At 64.7% G+C, this 17,270-nt stretch carries 11 protein-coding genes; 8 read left to right on the forward strand and 3 right to left on the reverse strand.

The features are described 5' to 3' along the window. The first annotated feature begins 503 nt into the window (after window positions 1-503). The 5 genes from fdnG to CKW22_RS16365 are packed head-to-tail and all read left to right on the forward strand — an operon-like array spanning window position 504 to window position 6,924. A complete protein-coding gene (fdnG, locus tag CKW22_RS16345) occupies window positions 504-3,554 on the forward strand; it encodes a formate dehydrogenase-N subunit alpha (RefSeq protein WP_077068421.1) in 3,051 nt (1,016 codons plus the stop codon). Window positions 3,555-3,567: 13 nt separating this feature from the next. Then, window positions 3,568-4,452 (forward strand): formate dehydrogenase subunit beta, encoded by an 885-nt coding sequence (gene fdxH / locus CKW22_RS16350; RefSeq protein ID WP_033698073.1) that lies wholly within the window; start codon window positions 3,568-3,570, stop codon window positions 4,450-4,452. Then, on the forward strand, window positions 4,449-5,084 hold the full coding sequence (locus CKW22_RS16355; RefSeq protein ID WP_033698072.1) for a formate dehydrogenase subunit gamma: 636 nt from the start codon (window positions 4,449-4,451) through the stop codon (window positions 5,082-5,084). The genes fdxH and CKW22_RS16355 overlap by 4 nt, the downstream gene beginning before the upstream one ends. Further along, entirely contained in the window at window positions 5,081-5,992 is a 912-nt protein-coding gene (gene fdhE / locus CKW22_RS16360) for a formate dehydrogenase accessory protein FdhE (RefSeq protein WP_033698070.1), read from the forward strand. The genes CKW22_RS16355 and fdhE overlap by 4 nt, the downstream gene beginning before the upstream one ends. A 56-nt stretch (window positions 5,993-6,048) precedes the next feature. Beyond that, a complete protein-coding gene (locus CKW22_RS16365) occupies window positions 6,049-6,924 on the forward strand; it encodes an AEC family transporter (protein ID WP_033698069.1) in 876 nt (291 codons plus the stop codon). Between the two features lie 411 nt (window positions 6,925-7,335). Here the strand turns inward: CKW22_RS16365 and CKW22_RS16370 are convergent, their stop codons facing one another. From CKW22_RS16370 to uvrA, 3 genes are read right to left on the reverse strand one after another with little or no spacing between them, the layout of a single operon-like run. Then, on the reverse strand, window positions 7,336-8,469 hold the full coding sequence (locus CKW22_RS16370; RefSeq protein ID WP_095064423.1) for an HlyD family secretion protein: 1,134 nt from the start codon (window positions 8,467-8,469) through the stop codon (window positions 7,336-7,338). Next, entirely contained in the window at window positions 8,466-10,115 is a 1,650-nt protein-coding gene (locus CKW22_RS16375; RefSeq protein ID WP_095064424.1) for an MFS transporter, read from the reverse strand. The genes CKW22_RS16370 and CKW22_RS16375 overlap by 4 nt, the downstream gene beginning before the upstream one ends. 60 nt (window positions 10,116-10,175) lie before the next feature. Further along, complete coding sequence (uvrA, locus tag CKW22_RS16380) at window positions 10,176-12,692, reverse strand: excinuclease ABC subunit UvrA (RefSeq protein ID WP_095064425.1); 2,517 nt, start codon at window positions 12,690-12,692, stop codon at window positions 10,176-10,178. A 536-nt stretch (window positions 12,693-13,228) separates the two neighbouring features. On the opposite strand from uvrA, the gene CKW22_RS16385 reads away from it, so the two are divergent. The 3 genes from CKW22_RS16385 (at window position 13,229) to CKW22_RS16395 (ending at window position 17,265) form a co-directional block, all read left to right on the forward strand. Next, complete coding sequence (locus tag CKW22_RS16385; protein ID WP_033698062.1) at window positions 13,229-14,404, forward strand: M20 aminoacylase family protein; 1,176 nt, start codon at window positions 13,229-13,231, stop codon at window positions 14,402-14,404. Window positions 14,405-14,500: 96 nt separating this feature from the next. Beyond that, window positions 14,501-15,811 (forward strand): citrate-proton symporter, encoded by a 1,311-nt coding sequence (locus CKW22_RS16390; protein WP_033698060.1) that lies wholly within the window; start codon window positions 14,501-14,503, stop codon window positions 15,809-15,811. Further along, a complete protein-coding gene (locus tag CKW22_RS16395; RefSeq protein ID WP_033698057.1) occupies window positions 15,808-17,265 on the forward strand; it encodes an amidase in 1,458 nt (485 codons plus the stop codon). Before CKW22_RS16390 ends, CKW22_RS16395 begins: the two co-directional genes overlap by 4 nt. Window positions 17,266-17,270 lie beyond the last annotated feature (5 nt).

Below are 17,270 nucleotides of genomic sequence, written 5' to 3' on the forward strand. Positions count from 1 at the left end.
AGCGCGATTCTACGTGCTTGCATCGATTTGCCCAAGGGGCATTGGCCTGCGACGAGACGCCGCAGGGGGGAGTGCAGCTGCACCCAGAATACAGCCTGCTAATAATAATTTGTAAGGGAAAATAACTTTAGTCGTATTGATTCATGGGTTTATCGAGTTGCCGAGTCCGTTTATTGATCTGGATCAATACAGTTATGCAGTTATTTGCCATCGCAGTGTATTGATCGATAAAACTTATCAAGCGATCAAGCCGGTCAATTGGTCCCTGCGGCATCCTGCCACTACAATGGCGGCCGCGGCCTACAAGGGGCGCCTTGATAAACGAGTGATGCCACGGCCCATTTAGTGTTTGCCAACAAGTTGCGTTTATATCAACGCACTGCAAATACCTATTGCCGCCGATTAGTGCCCGTCACCCAACTAGAACGACTTGCCGATAACACCCGTTGATAAGTAACGCCTGTTCGCCCGGTACCGAGCCGGGCTTAGATGAGGAGATGCCCATGGCACTTGGCAGACGACAATTTTTCAAACTTTGCACGGCCGGGGCGGCGGCAGCGACCAGCGTGTCGCTGGGCTTTGCACCGGCGGTGGCCAATGCCAGCCAGTCACGCCAATACAAGCTGTTGCGCGCCAAAGAGACACGCAACAACTGCACCTACTGCTCGGTAGGCTGCGGCATCCTCATGTACAGCCTGGGCGACGGTGCGAAGAACGCCAAGGCGCGCATCTTCCATATCGAAGGCGACCCGGACCACCCGGTCAGCCGGGGCTCGCTGTGCCCGAAAGGGGCGGGGCTGGTGGACTACATCCACAGCGAACAGCGCCTGTTGTACCCGGAGTACCGCGCGCCAGGCTCGGACACGTGGCAGCGCATCAGCTGGGACCATGCCATCGAGCGCATCGCCCGGTTGATGAAGGACGACCGCGATGCCAACTTCATCGAAAAGAACGCCAAGGGCGTAACCGTCAACCGTTGGCTGTCCACCGGCATGCTCTGTTCCTCGGCGGCCAGCAGCGAAACCGGCTCGCTCGATCAGCGCTTCACTCGCGCCCTGGGCATCCTCGGCACCGACAGCCAGGCCCGGGTGTGTCACGCCCCGACCGTATCGGCGCTGGCACCGACCTTTGGCCGTGGCGCCATGACCAACAACTGGGTGGACATCAAGAACGCCAACGTGGTGCTGATCATGGGCGGCAACCCCGCCGAAGCGCACCCGGTGGGCTTCAAGTGGGTGATCGAGGCGAAGATCCGCAACGGCGCCAAGGTGATCGTGGTCGACCCGCGCTTCAACCGCAGCGCCTCGGTGGCCGACCTGTACTCGCCGATCCGCGCCGGCTCCGACATCACCTTCCTCATGGGGGTGGTGAATTACCTGATCAGCCACGACCGTATCCAGCATGAGTACGTGCGTGCCTACACCAATGCCAGCCTGATCGTGCGCAGCGACTACAGTTTCGACGACGGCCTGTTCAGCGGTTACGACGCAGGCACCCGGCGCTACGATCGCAGCTCCTGGGCCTACGAGCTCGACGAGCAGGGCTTTGCCAAGCGCGACATGTCGCTCAGCCACCCGCGGTGCGTGTACAACCTGCTCAAGCAGCATGTCAGCCGCTACACGCCGGAGCGGGTCAACGAGTTGTGCGGAACGCCCAAGGACGATTTCCTGCAGATTTGCGAGATCCTTGCCAGCACCAGCGCACCGGACAAGACTGCGACCTTCCTCTATGCCCTGGGCTGGACCCACCACACCACGGGCGCCCAGATGATCCGCGGTTCGGGCATGATCCAGCTGCTGCTGGGCAATATCGGCATGGCCGGTGGCGGCGTCAACGCCCTGCGCGGGCACTCCAACATCCAGGGCTATACCGACCTGGGGCTGTTGTCGCAACGCCTGCCGGGTTACATGAACCTGCCGTCCGACAACCAGACCAGCGTTGAAACCTACCTCAAGGAAACCACCCCCAGCGCCCAGCTGCCGGGGCAGGTCAACTACTACCAGCACACACCCAAGTTCTTCATCAGCCTGATGAAGAGCCTGTGGGGCGACCAGGCCACCCGCGAGAACAACTGGGGCTTCGACTGGTTGCCCAAGTGGGACGACAGCTACGATGTGCTCAACTATTCCAACCGCATGTACGAAGGCAAGGTCAACGGCTACATTGCCCAGGGCTTCAACCCGATCGCGGCCTTCCCGGACAAGAACAAGGCTGCCGAGGCCTTGGCCAAGCTCAAGTTCCTGGTGATCATCGACCCGCTGGCGACCGAGACATCGAGCTTCTGGCAGAACCATGGCGAGTCCAACGACGTCGACCCGGCAGCCATCCAGACCGAGGTCTTCCGCCTGCCCTCCAGCTGCTTCGCCGAAGAGAACGGCTCGATCGTCAACTCCAGCCGTTGGCTGCAATGGCACTGGGCCGGCGCGGCGCCACCGGGTGAAGCCTGGCACGATGGCAAGATCCTCGGCCATCTGTTCATGAAGCTGCGCGAGCTGTATCGCCGCGAGGGTGGCGTGTGCCCGGAGCCCGTGTTGAACATGGCCTGGGACTACAAGAACCCCTACGACCCAGAACCCGAGGAAGTCGCCAAGGAGTCCAACGGCTACGCCCTGGCCGACCTGCATGACGACAAGGGCAACCTGGTGCTGCGCAAGGGCCAGTTGCTGGACAACTTCGCCCAATTGCGTGACGACGGCAGTACCGCCTGCTTCAACTGGGTGTTCGCCGGTTCCTGGACCGAAGCCGGCAACCAGATGGCCCGCCGCGACAACGCCGACAGCGGCCTGGGCTGCACGCCGGGCTGGGCGTGGGCCTGGCCGCAGAATCGCCGCATCCTCTACAACCGTGCCTCGGCCGACCCTCAGGGCAAGGCCTGGGACCCGAAGCGCCAGATCATTGCCTGGGATGGCAGCCGCTGGGCTGGCAGCGATGTGCCGGACTACCCGGTTACCGCCGCGCCCGGCAGCGACGTCAACCCGTTCATCATGCTGCCCGAAGGGGTAGGGCGGCTGTTCTCGGTCGGCGCCATGAACGATGGGCCGTTCCCTGAGCATTACGAACCGATCGAAAGCCCGTTGGTGTCCAATCCGCTGCACCCCAATGTCAGCAAGAGCCCGACCGCACGGCTGTACGAAAGCGACCGGGCGCGCATGGGTAGCCGTGAGGAGTTCCCTTACGTGGCCACCACCTATTCGATCACCGAGCTGTTCCGCCACTGGACCAAACACTCGCGGCTCAACGCGATCATCCAGCCCGAGCAGTTTATCGAGATCGGCGAAGTGCTGGCCAAGGAGAAGGGCATCGTCCAGGGCGACCTGGTGCGGGTGACCACCAAGCGCGGCTACATCAAGGCCAAGGCGGTGGTCACCAAGCGGGTCCAGCGCCTGGAGGTTGCCGGGCAGATGGTCGACACCATCGGCATCCCTTGCCACTGGGGCTTCGAAGGCGCTACCCGCAAGGGTTTTCTGGCCAACACGCTGACCCCAGGCGTGGGTGATTCCAACACCAACACCCCGGAATACAAAGCGTTCCTGGTGAACGTGGAAAAGGCCTGACGGAGCGACGCACATGTCCCTGCAATCCCAAGACATCATTCGCCGTTCGGCGACCAACGCCTTCACCCCCGCGCCCCGTGCCCGCGACCACCAGGCCGAGGTGGCCAAGCTGATCGACGTCAGCATCTGCATCGGCTGCAAGGCCTGCCAGGTAGCGTGCAACGAGTGGAACGACCTGCGTGACGAGGTCGGGCATAACGTCGGCGTGTACGACAACCCGGCCGATCTCACGCCAGACACCTGGACGCTGATGCGTTTCGACGAGCACCAGGACGAAAACGGCAAGCTGGAGTGGCTGATCCGCAAGGATGGCTGCATGCACTGCGCCGACCCTGGCTGCCTGAAGGCTTGCCCGCAACCGGGTGCGATCATTCAGTACGCCAACGGTATCGTCGACTTCCAGTCCGAACACTGCATTGGCTGTGGCTACTGCGTGGCCGGCTGCCCGTTCGATGTGCCGCGCATCAGCAAGAAGGACAACAAGGCCTACAAGTGCACGCTGTGCGTCGACCGGGTCACGGTCGGCCAGGAACCGGCCTGCGTTAAAACCTGCCCGACCGGCGCGATCAACTTCGGCAGCAAGGCCGACATGCTGGTGCAGGCAGAAGAGCGCGTGAGCGAACTGCAAGGCCGCGGCTTTGCCGGTGCCGGTATCTACGACCCGCAGGCCGTGGGTGGCACCCATGTGTTCTACGTGCTGCAACACGCCGACAAGCCGCAGCTGTACCACAAGCTCAACCCGGACCCGCGCATCAGCAGCGCCATCGAGGGCTGGAAAGGCTGGCTGAAGCCGGTGGCCGCCGCAGCGTTCTTCGCCACCCTGGCGGGCACGGTGTTCCACTACATCGGTGTAGGCCCCAACGAAGTCGAGGAAGACGAAAAGGAGACCCAGGTATGAACAAGGACCGACTGATTCTGCGCACGCGCTTCATCGACCGGGCCAGCCACTGGTTCATGGTCATCTGTTTCTTCCTGGTGGCGATGTCGGGGCTGTCGTGGTTCTTCCCGTCGCTGAACTGGCTCAACGGGGTGTTCGGCACGCCACAGTTGGCGCGTATCCTCCACCCGTTTTTCGGGGTGGTGGTGTACGTGGTGCTGATGTTCCTGTTCGTGCGCTTTGTCAGGTACAACCTGCCCGAGCGTGAAGACGCCATCTGGTTTCGCAACGTCAACAAGGTGCTGGCGGGCGATCACAGTCAGCCGCTGCGCATTGGCAAGTACAACGCCGGCCAGAAGATCCTGTTCTGGGGGATCATGGGCCTGATCACCTTGCTGATGGGCAGTGGCGTGATCATCTGGCGGCCGTGGTTTGCCGACTACTTCAGCATCCCGCTGATCCGCATTGCCCTGTTTACCCATGCCCTGGCCGGCATCTCGCTGATCTTGCTGATCATCGGCCACGCTTACCTGGCGTTCTGGGTCAAGGGCTCGATTCGCGGCATGATCACAGGCTACGTCTCGCGTACCTGGGCCAAGTCGCACCATGACCGCTGGTACCAGCAGATCAGCAACAAGAGTGAGAAGAAATGAGCAGCAGCATCAAACTGACGGCGGTCGAGCAACCCAGCGGTGGCGTGGGCGCTATCAGCGCCTTGTTGCTGCCGCAATTGGGTCAGCACTTTGCCAAGCGCGCAGCGCGTTTGCGCCAGCTGGCCGAGGGGCATGAGCAGGCTGATTACCTGGGCTTCGCCGCCACCGTTGCACAGGCCCAGCAGCGGCTGCTGGAGCGTTTTCCGGTGCCTGCGCCCGAGCTTGAGGCCCTTGCCCAGCGGGTGGGCGATGCTGCGCCGTTAGCGGTGCAGCAGTTGCCGCGTTCGCGTTACTGGCAGCAAGCGCTCGAAGCGTTGATCGAAGACCTGCGCGCTGAGGCCAGCGGCCCGGTACGCGCCGCGCTGGATGCGCTTGCCGCATTGAGCCACGAACAGCGCGAAGCCTGCGCCGAGCACCTGCTGCAGGGCCGCTATGGCGAAGTGGACAGCGGCCAGGCGCTGTTCCTGTGGGCCGCACTGGGGCTGTACTTCGTGCAACTTGCGGCGGCACTGCCTGCCCATGCCCACGCGGCAGTGGGGGAGCACCGCCAGTTCTGCCCGGTATGCGCCGGCGCGCCGGTGGCCAGCGTCATCCTCACGGGCAAGCGTGCCGGGCTGCGCTATTTGCATTGCGGGCTGTGCGAGAGCCGCTGGCACATGGTGCGGGTCAAGTGCAGCAATTGCGAACACACCGGCAAACTGGACTATTGGTCGCTGGAGCGTCAGGACAGTGCGGTCAAGGCAGAAAGCTGCGGCGACTGCGAAAGCTACCTCAAGGCGTTCTATTACGAGCACGACCCTGCGCTGGAACCTGTCGCCGATGACCTGGCCACGCTGCGGCTGGATGCCGAGCTTGAAGGGCAAGGCTTTGCCCGTAGCAGCATCAACCCATTTCTGTTTCCGGGTTGATGCGGGGTAACACTGCGGCATACTGACGCCTTCCCAAACCCAGGAAGGTAAGGCTCATGCTGGCATCGTTGTTCGCCGTTTTGGCACCCGTGTTCATCGTTGCCGGCATTGGTTTCGCCTGGGCTCGCAAAGGCTTGGACTACCCCACCGAGTTCATCGCCAGGATCGTGATGACGGTCGGCACGCCCTCGCTGGTGCTGTCGACCTTGAGCCGCACCGAACTGGACCCGACGGCGTTCACCAGCATGGCCGTGGCCTGCCTGTTGTGCACGCTGGGCATGGCCTTGGCAGGGCTGCTGGTGTGCCGCGTCTCGGGGCAACACTGGCGGGTGCTGTTGCCGGCGTTCATGTTCCCCAATACCGGCAACATGGGCCTGCCGATCAGCCTGTACGCCTTCGGCGAGCATGGGTTGGCCCTGGCGGTGGCGTTTTTCCTGACCCTGTCGATCGTGCAGTTCACCATCGGCATGGCCATCTCGGGCACGGCGGCGTCGCTCAAGGCGCTGGTCCGCAACCCCATCGTGATCAGCCTGGCGGGGGCGATGCCGATCATCTTTCTCGATTTCGAACTGCCGCGTTGGCTGGCCAACACGGCAGACCTGCTTGGCGGCATGACCATACCGCTGATGCTGCTGACCCTGGGGGTATCGTTGGCCAGCATCCGCTTGCAGCATGTCGGCAGCGGCATCCTGTTGGGTGGGCTGCGTATCGTGCTGGGCGCGGCAGTGGGTTGGGCCGTGGGCGCGGGGCTGGGTATGGAACCGCTGGAGCGGGCGGTGCTGATGCTGCAGTCCGCGATGCCGGTGGCGGTGTTCAACTACCTGATGGCGGTACGGGCCAATCGCTCGCCCGAGCAGGTGGCGAACCTGGTGATGTGTTCGACCGTGCTGTCGTTTGCCTGGTTGCCGGTTGTGCTGGCTGCATGGATGTAGCGCGTAGGTTTACGTTGTGGGGAGGCAGTTGTGTTGCTCGAGTTTTTTTGGGTGGGGCTGGAGATTGTAGGGAGGGGCATCAGGTGCCTGGCTTGGTTTCTTCAGGGGGGCGGATATCGAGCGCCGCCCGCGCGGCGCATCGCGACGCAAGGCCGCTCCTACATTTGTTTCGGGCCAGTGAGGCCAGTGGCATTTGCGCGCGACCGCCTTGTTTGTACGACGCGATATATTGAGGGGGGCACCAAGGGGCCGCGCGCCAATGCCTCAGGAATAATTGGCCCGAAACAAATGTAGGAGCGGCCTTGCGTCGCGATGCGCCGCGCGGGCGGCGCTCGATATCAGCACCACCGCCAAGCCAAAGCCAGGCAAACCCCACGGCCTAGAGCGGCAAGACGGCACCTCGGCAGGTACCTACCGCCCGTCACGGGTGTCGATGCTCACCACCACCGACATACCTGGCCGTAACCGTTTTGCCTGGGGCTGGTCGGCATCCACGGTGATGCGCACCGGGATCCGCTGGGCAATCTTGACGAAGTTGCCGGTAGCGTTGTCCGCCTGCAGCAGCGCGAACTCGGAGCCGGTGGCCGGCGAAATCTGCTGCACATGGCCGTACAGCTTCAGGTGGTTCAAGGCATCCACGGTGAAACTCACCGGCTGGCCGATACGCACTGCGGCCATCTGGGTTTCCTTCATGTTGGCGATCACCCACAGGGTGTCGGGCACCAGCGCCATCAATTGCGCACCTGAGTTCACATAGGCCCCCAGGCGCGTGCCAATCTGCCCCAGCTGGCCATCGCGCGGGGCGGTCACACGGGTGTTGTCGAGGTCGATGCGGGCCAGCTCCACGGCGGCCTTGGCATTTTCCACCGCAGCTTGCAGCGCAGCCCGGTTGACCACCACGGTTTCCCGGTCCTGGCGGGCGATTTCCAGTGCAGCCTTGGCCTGGGCCAGGCTGGCGACGGCAGCCGCCTGGCTGGCCCGGGCCAGGTCCAGCTCGCGGCGCGACACCGAGCCGTCGCTGACCAGAGCCTGGTTACGGCCGAGGTCGGCCTTGGCCTTGGCCGCCTGGGCTGCCGCATCACCGATGGCAGCCTGACGCTGGGCGATGGTGGCCTCGGCACTGTTGCGTTGCTGCAGGTTATTGGCCAGTGCCGCCTGTTGCTGTTGCAATTGGGCGATGGCCTGGGCCAGGCGTTGCGTGTAGATGCGGTCGTCCAGTTGCACCAGCAGGTCGCCCGCCTTGACGAACTGGAAGTCATGCACCGGTACATCGACGATGTAGCCACTGAGTTGCGGGCCGATGATGGTCACCTGGCCGCGCACCAGGGCATTTTCGGTACTCTCGATGGCGCTGCCGAACGGCGGCAGGCGCCAGGCATAGAGCACCAGCAGGATGCCGGCCAGGGCCACGCAGGCAAAACTGACCGTCGACAGGATGCGCACCCGGCGCGAGCGTACCGGGCTGGTTGGTTCGCTGGGGGGCGGCGTGCCTTCCGGGGTCTCGGCGAGAGCGGTGGTGGTGGTCGTGCGGGTTTCGTCGGTCATCGGGTAGGCGCGCTACGGCTAGAGTCGGAGGAGGTGGCCTTGGCGGCCGTGTACCAGAGCCAGGTGCTGCGGATGCAGATCCAGACCATGGTCAGGATAGCGATGCTGCCGATCAGCATGAAGACATCGTTGTAGGCCATCACGTTGGCCTCCCGGGTGGCCGCACTGGCTAGCACGCGCAGGCCGGCTTCGCTGCGCAGCGCCGGGTCGGCGAGGATCCCGGCATAACCGCCGCCACCGCTTTGCACGCGGGCGTTGACCAGCGGCTCAAGGTAACTGAGCCGGTCCATCAGGTGGCTGGAGTGAAATTTTTCCCGCCAGGTCTGGAAGGTGCCGAGCAGCGCTGCGCCAATAAGGCCGCCGAGGTTGTTGCAGATGCCGAACAGCACCGAAAAACTCACCAGGTTGCGGGGGTTGGCCCGCACATGGCTGATGCCCAGGGCCATCGACGGGCCCAGGAAGAAGGTGCTGCCGAAGGCCAGCAGGAACTGGCTAAGGTACATCTGCGCCGGGCGCGTGAGGTTGCTTGAGCTGCTGTCCATGAAGGCTCCGACGGCCATTGCCAGCAGCGAAACCAGCAGCGGGATGACCAGGTGCTTGGGGTCGATGGTCAGGGCGCTGGTGGCAAGGCCGGCCACCGCGCCGAACAGCATGATCGCGTACAGCGTGCGCATCTGCTCGCTGCTCATGTTCAGCGCCTGCAGAAAACCCACCGCACCGGTGGACTGCTCCGAGGTCACCATGCGAATCAGGATCACACACAGGGCCAGGCGGATGATCGTGCCGCTGCCCAGCCAGCGTGTCATCAGCAAGGGGTTCTGGCGATTGTGTTCGATGGCCAGGCCGCTGAATATCAGGCCGATCGACGACGCCAGCGCCACACCGATCCAGGGCGCCTCCAGCCACCAGTCGATGCGCCCCAGCGACAGTGCGGCGCAAAGCAGGGCGGTGCCGCTGGCCATCAGGGTGAAGGTCAGAAAGTCGAGCGGCTCGAAGGTCTTGAAGCGGTCGCCAGGCGGCAACTTGAGCATCAGCACGCAACCCAGTGCGGCCAGTGCCAGGCCCAACTCGAACAGGTACAACCCGCGCCATTCAGCGATCTGCAACAAGTCTTCGGAGAAGATCCGCGCCAGCGGCAAGGCCAGCTGCGAGGCGCCAAGGCCCAGGACCATAGCCTTGAGCCGCCACTGCGCAGGGAACGCCTGGATCATGTAGTACAGGCCCAGCGAACTGAGCGCAGCGCCGACCATGCCGTGGGCGGCGCGCACGGCGATTGCCGAGTTCAGGTCATTGACGAACAGGTGGGCAAAGGTGACCAGTACATAGAGCACCAGGAACACTTCGGTGAAGGCGCGCAAGCCGAACTGCTGGCGAAACTTGACCAGCAGCAGGTTCATCGACACGTTGGTCATCACATAGGCGGCCGGCAGCCAGGCCATTTCGGCGGTGGTCGCGCCAAGGGCACCCTGCAGGAACACCAGGTTGGCCGTTACCAGCGCGCTGCCCAGGCCACCGGTGATCGCCACCAGCAGCCCCACTACCCCATAGGCCAGGCGTTTTCCGGGCGTGTGCAGGGGAGTGGAGGGCGACCCAGGCAGGCTGGGTTTTTCGTGTGGGAGCCACTGGCGTGGGGCGTATTTGTTCATGGGCAGACTGTACGTGAGGGGCTGGGGCATTAAAACTGTCTGCGCTCAAGTTTGCCGCGCCTACAACGCCTTGGCCAGGAAGCTGGCGGTGCGGCTGGCTTTGCACTGGGCAACCGTTTGTGGCGTCCCACTGACCACGACCTTGCCGCCGGCATCCCCGGCCCCCGGCCCGATGTCGATCACCCAGTCGCTTTGCGCCACCACACGCATGTCATGCTCGACCACCACTACGCTATGCCCGGCATCGACCAGGCGATTGAGTTGCACCAGCAGCCGGTCGATGTCCTGCGGATGCAGCCCGTTGGTGGGCTCGTCCAGCACGTACAGCGTCGCCCCGCGCGCGGTGCGCTGCAGCTCGGTGGCCAGCTTGATGCGTTGCGCCTCGCCGCCGGACAGCTCGGTGGCCGGCTGCCCCAGGCGCAGGTAACCCAGGCCGATATCCTGCAGGACTTGCAGGCAGCGTCGTACCGGCGGTTGTTCGGCGAACACCGCAAGGGCCTGGTCGACGGTCAGTTGCAGCACCTGGGCGATGTTCATGCCCTGCCAGGTCACTGCCAGGGTATCGGGGTTGTAGCGGGCGCCATGGCAGGTGGGGCAGGGTGCATACACGCTGGGCATGAACAGCAGCTCGACGCTGACGAACCCTTCACCCTCGCAGTTCTCGCAACGGCCCTTGGCAACGTTGAACGAAAACCGCCCGGCATCGAAGCCGTTCGCCTTGGCCTGCTCGGTGCTGGCGAACAGCTTGCGCACGTAGTCGAACAGGCCGGTGTAGGTGGCAAGGTTGGAGCGCGGCGTGCGGCCGATGGGCTTCTGGTCGACCTGCACCAGCCGCTTGATGTTGTCCAGGCCCGCGCTGACACGGCCTGCGCTGGTTTGCTCGGGCTCGTCTTCCAGGCTCTGCTCCTCGGGCTCGGCACGCTGTTCGGCATGGCCCAGGTGGGCACCGACCAGCTCCAGCAGCGCCTGGCTGACCAGGCTCGACTTGCCCGAGCCGGAAATACCGGTCACCGAGGTGAAGCACCCCAAAGGGAACCGGGTACTGAGGTTGTTGAGGTTGTTGCGCGTGATGCCCTCCAGCTGCAGCCAGGCCTGCGGCTGTCGTGGCGCTCGAGCGGCCGGCTGCTGCGGGGCGAAGAGATAGGCTCGGGTGCGCGATACCTCGACCTCGGCCAGGCCTGCGGGCGGGCCGCTGTACAGCACCTGCCCGCCATGCTCGCCGGCTGCCGGGCCGACATCCACCAGCCAGTCGGCGCGGCGCATGGTGTCCAGGTCGTGCTCCACCACGTACACCGAATTGCCCGCCTGCTTGAGCCGTTGCAGGGCGTCGAACAGCGCTTCGCTGTCGGCCGGGTGCAGGCCGGCCGACGGTTCGTCGAGCACGTAGATGACGCCGAACAGTTGCGAGTTGAGCTGGGTGGCCAGGCGCAGGCGTTGCAGTTCGCCCGAGGACAGTGTCGGCGTGCTGCGTTCCAGGGCCAGGTAGCCGAGGCCCAGGTCAATCAGCGGCGCGATTCGTTCCAGCAGTTCGTGGGCGATGCGCTGGGCGGCCAGGCGCTTTTCCAGGGTCAGGGTGTCTTCGTGCTGTTGCAGATAACCGGGGGCTGCCACCGAGCGGAATACCTCGGCCAGCGTCTGCAAAGGCAGGCGCGACAGCTCGCCGATGTCGCGGCCGGCGAAGGTCACGGCCAGCGCTGCGCGCTTGAGCCGTTTGCCCTGGCACAGCGGGCAGGGGCTTGGGCGCATGAATTGGGAGACGCGCTTGCGCATCTGCGCGCTCTGCGAATGCATGAACGTGTGCATCACGTAGCGCCGGGCGCCGCTGAAGGTGCCTTGGTAGCTGGGTTCGAGCTTGCGCTTGAGTGCGGCGCGGGTCTGCGCCGGGCTGAGCCCGGCGTAGACCGGCACGGTGGGGGTTTCTTCGGTGTAGAGGATCCAGTCGCGTTGCTCCTGGGGCAGGTCGCGCCAGGGGGTGTCAACGTCATAGCCCATGGTCACCAGGATATCGCGCAGGTTCTGGCCCTGCCAGGCCATCGGCCAGGCGGCCACCGCCCGCTCACGTATGGTCAACGACGGGTCGGGGACCATGGTTGCCTCGTTCACCTCGTAGACACGGCCCAGGCCGTGGCATTCGGGGCAGGCCCCTTGTGGGGTATTGGGCGAGAAGTCTTCGGCGTACAGCATGGCCTGCCCGGCCGGGTAGTGGCCGGCACGCGAGTAGAGCATGCGGATCGAGCTGGACAATGTGGTGACGCTGCCGACCGAGGAGCGCGCGCTTGGCGTGCCGCGTTGCTGCTGCAGGGCCACCGCAGGGGGCAGGCCTTCGATGGCGTCCACGTCGGGTACGCCAACCTGGTCGATCAGGCGCCGGGCATAGGGCGCGACCGATTCGAAGTAGCGGCGCTGGGCTTCGGCATACAGGGTGGAGAAGGCCAATGAAGATTTGCCCGAGCCGGATACACCGGTGAACACCACCAGCGCGTCGCGGGGGATGTCCACGTCGATGTTCTTGAGGTTGTGCTCGCGAGCGCCACGGACACGGACGAAACCGGTAGGGGTTGGGTTGCGTGGTGGCATTGGGCGCTCCTTGGCTGGGGAAATGGGGCACGGTAGCAGTAATTTGAGGGGCTGTGCGGGGATTGGGGGGGGCTGGCAGGTGTAGGGGTTGGGAGGTTTAGCGCCTGCGAGATCGAGCGCCGCCCGCGCGGCGCTTCGCGGCGCAAGGCCGCTCCCACATTTGTTTCGGGCCAGTTATGCCTGAAGTATTGGCGCGCGGCCCTTTGGCGCCTGCCTCAATATCGCGTCGTACAAACAGGGCGGTCGCGCGCAAATGCCACAGACCTCATTGGCCCGAAACAAATGTGGGAGCGGCCTTGCGCCGCGAAGCGCCGCGCGGGCGGCGCTCGATCTCATAGGCGCAAAAACTCCCAAGACATACCCATAGCCGCCCGCCCGCAATCCCCCTTCGCTGCCATGTTCCACCCCGTGGAACCACATTCAATTGTGCTCCGACCCCCGTCGCGCTTATCTGTCCGTAACCACGACCTGCCTTCCCCGTCGTGATCTCAAAGCGAACAACAAGAACGGGACCCACCCGCGCGAGGAGATTCCACATGCCGCACCATCAGCACATCCTGGCCTGGCTCAACGACGTGGCCAGCGACCTGCACGCCATCCGCCACGATATCCACGCTCACCCCGAACTCGGTTTCGAAGAAAGCCGCACCTCGGCCCTGGTCGCGCAATTGCTCAAAGACTGGGGCTACGAGGTGCACACAGGCATCGGCAAGACCGGCGTGGTCGGCGTGCTGCGCAACGGCAGCAGCCCACGCAAGCTAGGCCTGCGTGCCGACATGGACGCGCTGCCCATTCACGAGGCCACCGGCGCTGCCTACAGCAGCCGCCACCAGGGCTGCATGCACGCTTGCGGCCATGACGGGCATACCACCATGTTGCTGGGTGCCGCCCGTTACCTGGCTGCTACCCGCCAGTTCGATGGCACGCTGACGCTGATCTTCCAGCCGGCTGAAGAGGGCCAAGGTGGCGCCGAGGCGATGCTCGCCGACGGCCTGCTGGAGCGCTTCCCCTGCGATGCCTTGTTCGGCATGCACAACATGCCCGGGCTGCCAGCGGGGCACCTGGGCTTGCGTGAGGGGCCGATGATGGCCTCGCAGGACTTGCTCACGGTGACCATCGAGGGGGTCGGTGGGCATGGTTCCATGCCGCACCTGACGGTCGACCCGCTGGTGGCAGCGGCCAGTGTGGTGATGGCGTTGCAGACCGTGGTGGCGCGCAACATCGATGCGCAGGAAGCGGCAGTAGTGACCGTCGGTGCGCTGCAGGCTGGCGAGGCAGCCAACGTGATCCCGCAGCAGGCCCTGCTGCGTCTGAGCTTGCGCGCCCTGAATGCCGAGGTGCGCGCACAGACCCTGGAGCGGGTGCAGGCGATCATCGTCAGCCAGGCGCAGAGCTATGGCTGCACCGCCAGCATCGAGCATCGTCCCGCTTACCCGGTGCTGGTCAACCACGCCGCCGAAAACGCCTTTGCCCACCAGGTCGGTGTCGAACTGCTCGGCGCCGACGCGGTGGATGGCAATACCCGCAAGCTGATGGGCAGCGAGGACTTTGCCTGGATGCTGCAGCGCTGCCCTGGCGCCTACCTGTTCATTGGCAATGGCGTGAAGCGGCCGATGGTGCACAACCCGGCCTATGACTTCAACGACGACATCCTGCTGACCGGCGCCGCTTACTGGGGCGCGCTGACCGAGCGCTGGCTCGAGCCCGCCTGAACCCTGCATTGACGACTGCCGCTGGAACCCGGGCGCGAGCGTGCCTGGGCGATCACTTGAAGCGTTTCTGGCCAACAGATTGATGGAGTGCTCCGCATGCAGACTTCCAATACAGGCGCGTCGCGTACCCGGCAAGTGGTCGCGGCGGTCATCGGCAATGCCCTGGAATGGTATGACTTTATCGTGTACGGCTTTCTGGCCAGCATCATCGCCCGTCAGTTCTTCCCCTCCGACGACGAGTACGCCTCGCTGCTGATGGCCCTGGCCACCTTCGGCGTGGGCTTTTTCATGCGCCCGGTGGGCGGGGTGCTGCTGGGTATGTATTCCGACCGCAAGGGGCGCAAGGCGGCGATGCAACTGATCATCCGCCTGATGACGGTGTCCATCGCGATGATCGCCTTTGCCCCCAGCTACGTGGCCATCGGCATGGGCGCGCCGCTGCTGATCGTGGTGGCGCGCATGCTGCAGGGCTTTGCCACGGGCGGTGAATACGCCAGTGCCACGGCGTTTCTGGTGGAAAGCGCACCGGCCCACCGCAAGGGGCTGTATGGTTCGTGGCAACTGGTGGGGCAATGCCTGGCGGTGTTCAGTGGGGCGGCGATGGTGGCGCTGGTCACCCACCTGTGCACGCCCGAGGCATTGGACAGCTGGGGCTGGCGGATCCCGTTCGTGATCGGCTTGCTGATCGGCCCGGTGGGACTGTGGATTCGTAAGCACATGGAAGAGCCCGAGGAGTTCCTCGAAGCCCGCAAGCAGGCCAAGGGCCAGGCGCCGAGTTTGTGGCAGGTACTGCGTGAGCACCGCCGCAGCCTGTTGGTGTCGATGGGCTTGGCCTGTGGGGCGACGGTGTCGTTCTATGTCGTGCTGGTGAACATGCCAACCTTCGCCCACAAGAACCTGGGCCTGCCGCTGGACCAGGTGTTGCTGGTGCAGATGCTGGCCGTGGGCCTGATGACCGTGGTGATCCCCCTGGCGGGTGCGTTATCGGACCGCCTGGGCCGGCGGCCGGTGCTGATGGCCTTTACCTTGGCGTTCTTCGTGATGGTCTACCCGTTGTATGTCTGGGTAGCGGCGGCGCCATCGATCGAGCGCCTGCTGGTGATGCAACTGCTGCTGTGCACTGCCATCGGCGGCTTCTTCGGCCCGGCGCCGACCGCCCTGGCCGAGCAGTTCCCGATCGAGGTGCGCTCCACCGGGGTGTCGGTGGCCTACAACGTTGCGGTGATGGTGTTCGGCGGCTTCGCCCCGCTGATCGTCACTTGGCTGAGCAAGGTGCTCGGCACGCCGGTGGCGCCGTCGTTCTATGTGCTATTCGCGTGCCTGCTGACGCTGCTGGGCACCTATTGCCTGAAAGAGGCCCCGCGTGCTGGCAAGGCTGTTGCCTTCAACCTTGGAGTGAAACCGTGAACCTGTTAGCCATCGACCCGATCGTTGCCCTGGATGCCGAGGCGCTGTCCCAGGCGATTCATGCCCGCCAAGTGTCGTGCCGTGAAGTGATGCAGGCCTACCTGGGCCATATCGAACGCTTTAACCCGCAGGTCAATGCGTTGGTGTCGCTGCGCGAGGGCGCGGTGCTGTTGGCCGAGGCCGACGCGCGCGACCGCGAGCTGGCGGGCGGGCAGTCGCGGGGCTGGATGCATGGCATGCCGCAGGCGGTCAAGGACCTGGCGGCCACGGCGGGGCTGCGTACCACGCTGGGCTCGCCGCTGTTCGCCGAGCATGTGCCCGAGCAGGATGCGCTCAGCGTGGCGCGGGTGCGCGCCAGCGGGGCGATCATCATCGGCAAGAGCAATGTGCCGGAGTTCGGCCTCGGCTCGCAAAGCTACAACACGCTGTTCGGCACCACCCTCAACGCCTACGACCCGAGCCGCGTGGCCGGTGGCAGCAGTGGCGGGGCAGCTGCGGCCCTGGCCCTGCGCTTGCTGCCGGTGGCCGATGGCAGCGACATGATGGGCTCGCTACGCAACCCGGCGGCGTTCAACAATGTGTTTGGCCTGCGCCCTTCGCAAGGGCGGGTGCCATATGGGCCGACACCGGAGCTGTTCATGCAGCAGCTGGCCACCGAGGGCCCGATGGGGCGCACGGTGACAGATGTGGCGCGGCTACTGTCGGTCCAGGCCGGCCATGACGCGCGGGTGCCATTGTCACTGCGCGACGGCCCGCGCGACTTCGCCCATGGGCTGCCGCGTGATTTCAAGGGCGTGCGGGTCGGCTGGCTGGGCAGCCATGACGGTTACCTGCCGATGGATGACGGGGTAATGGGCCTGTGCGAAGCGGCCTTGGCGGACTTCGCCGCGCTGGGTTGCGAAGTCGAAGCGTGCCAGCCAGGCTTCGATATGGCGCGCCTGTGGCAATGCTGGCTGACTCACCGCCACTTCCTGGTGCACGGAAGCCTGAGCGCAGCCTATGCCCACCCCGCGAAGCGCGCACTGCTCAAACCCGAGGCGCGCTGGGAGGTTGAAGGGGGCCAGCGCCTGACGGCGGCGGACGTTTACCAGGCCTCGCTGGACCGCAGCGCCTGGTACCAGGCGTTGAACACCCTGTTCGAACGTTACGATTTTCTGCTGTTGCCTGCTGCCCAGGTGTTCCCTTTCGACGCAGCCCAAGCGTGGCCGAAGGTGGTCGGCGGGCAGGCGATGGACACCTACCACCGCTGGATGGAGGTAGTCATCGGCCCGACGTTGGCCGGCTTGCCGAGCATGAGCGTACCGGTTGGCTTCAATGCCGCGGGGCTGCCGATGGGCCTGCAGATCATAGGCCCCGCCCAGGCCGACCAAGCCGTGCTGCAGCTGGCGTATGCCCATGAACAACTGACCCGTTGGGTCGAGCGGCAGCCGCCTAATTGCCTGCAATCACGTTGAGCACC

Origin of the sequence: Pseudomonas sp. Irchel s3f19 (genome assembly GCF_900187555.1) — a bacterium.
In the GTDB taxonomy this organism is placed as follows: domain Bacteria; phylum Pseudomonadota; class Gammaproteobacteria; order Pseudomonadales; family Pseudomonadaceae; genus Aquipseudomonas; species Aquipseudomonas capeferrum.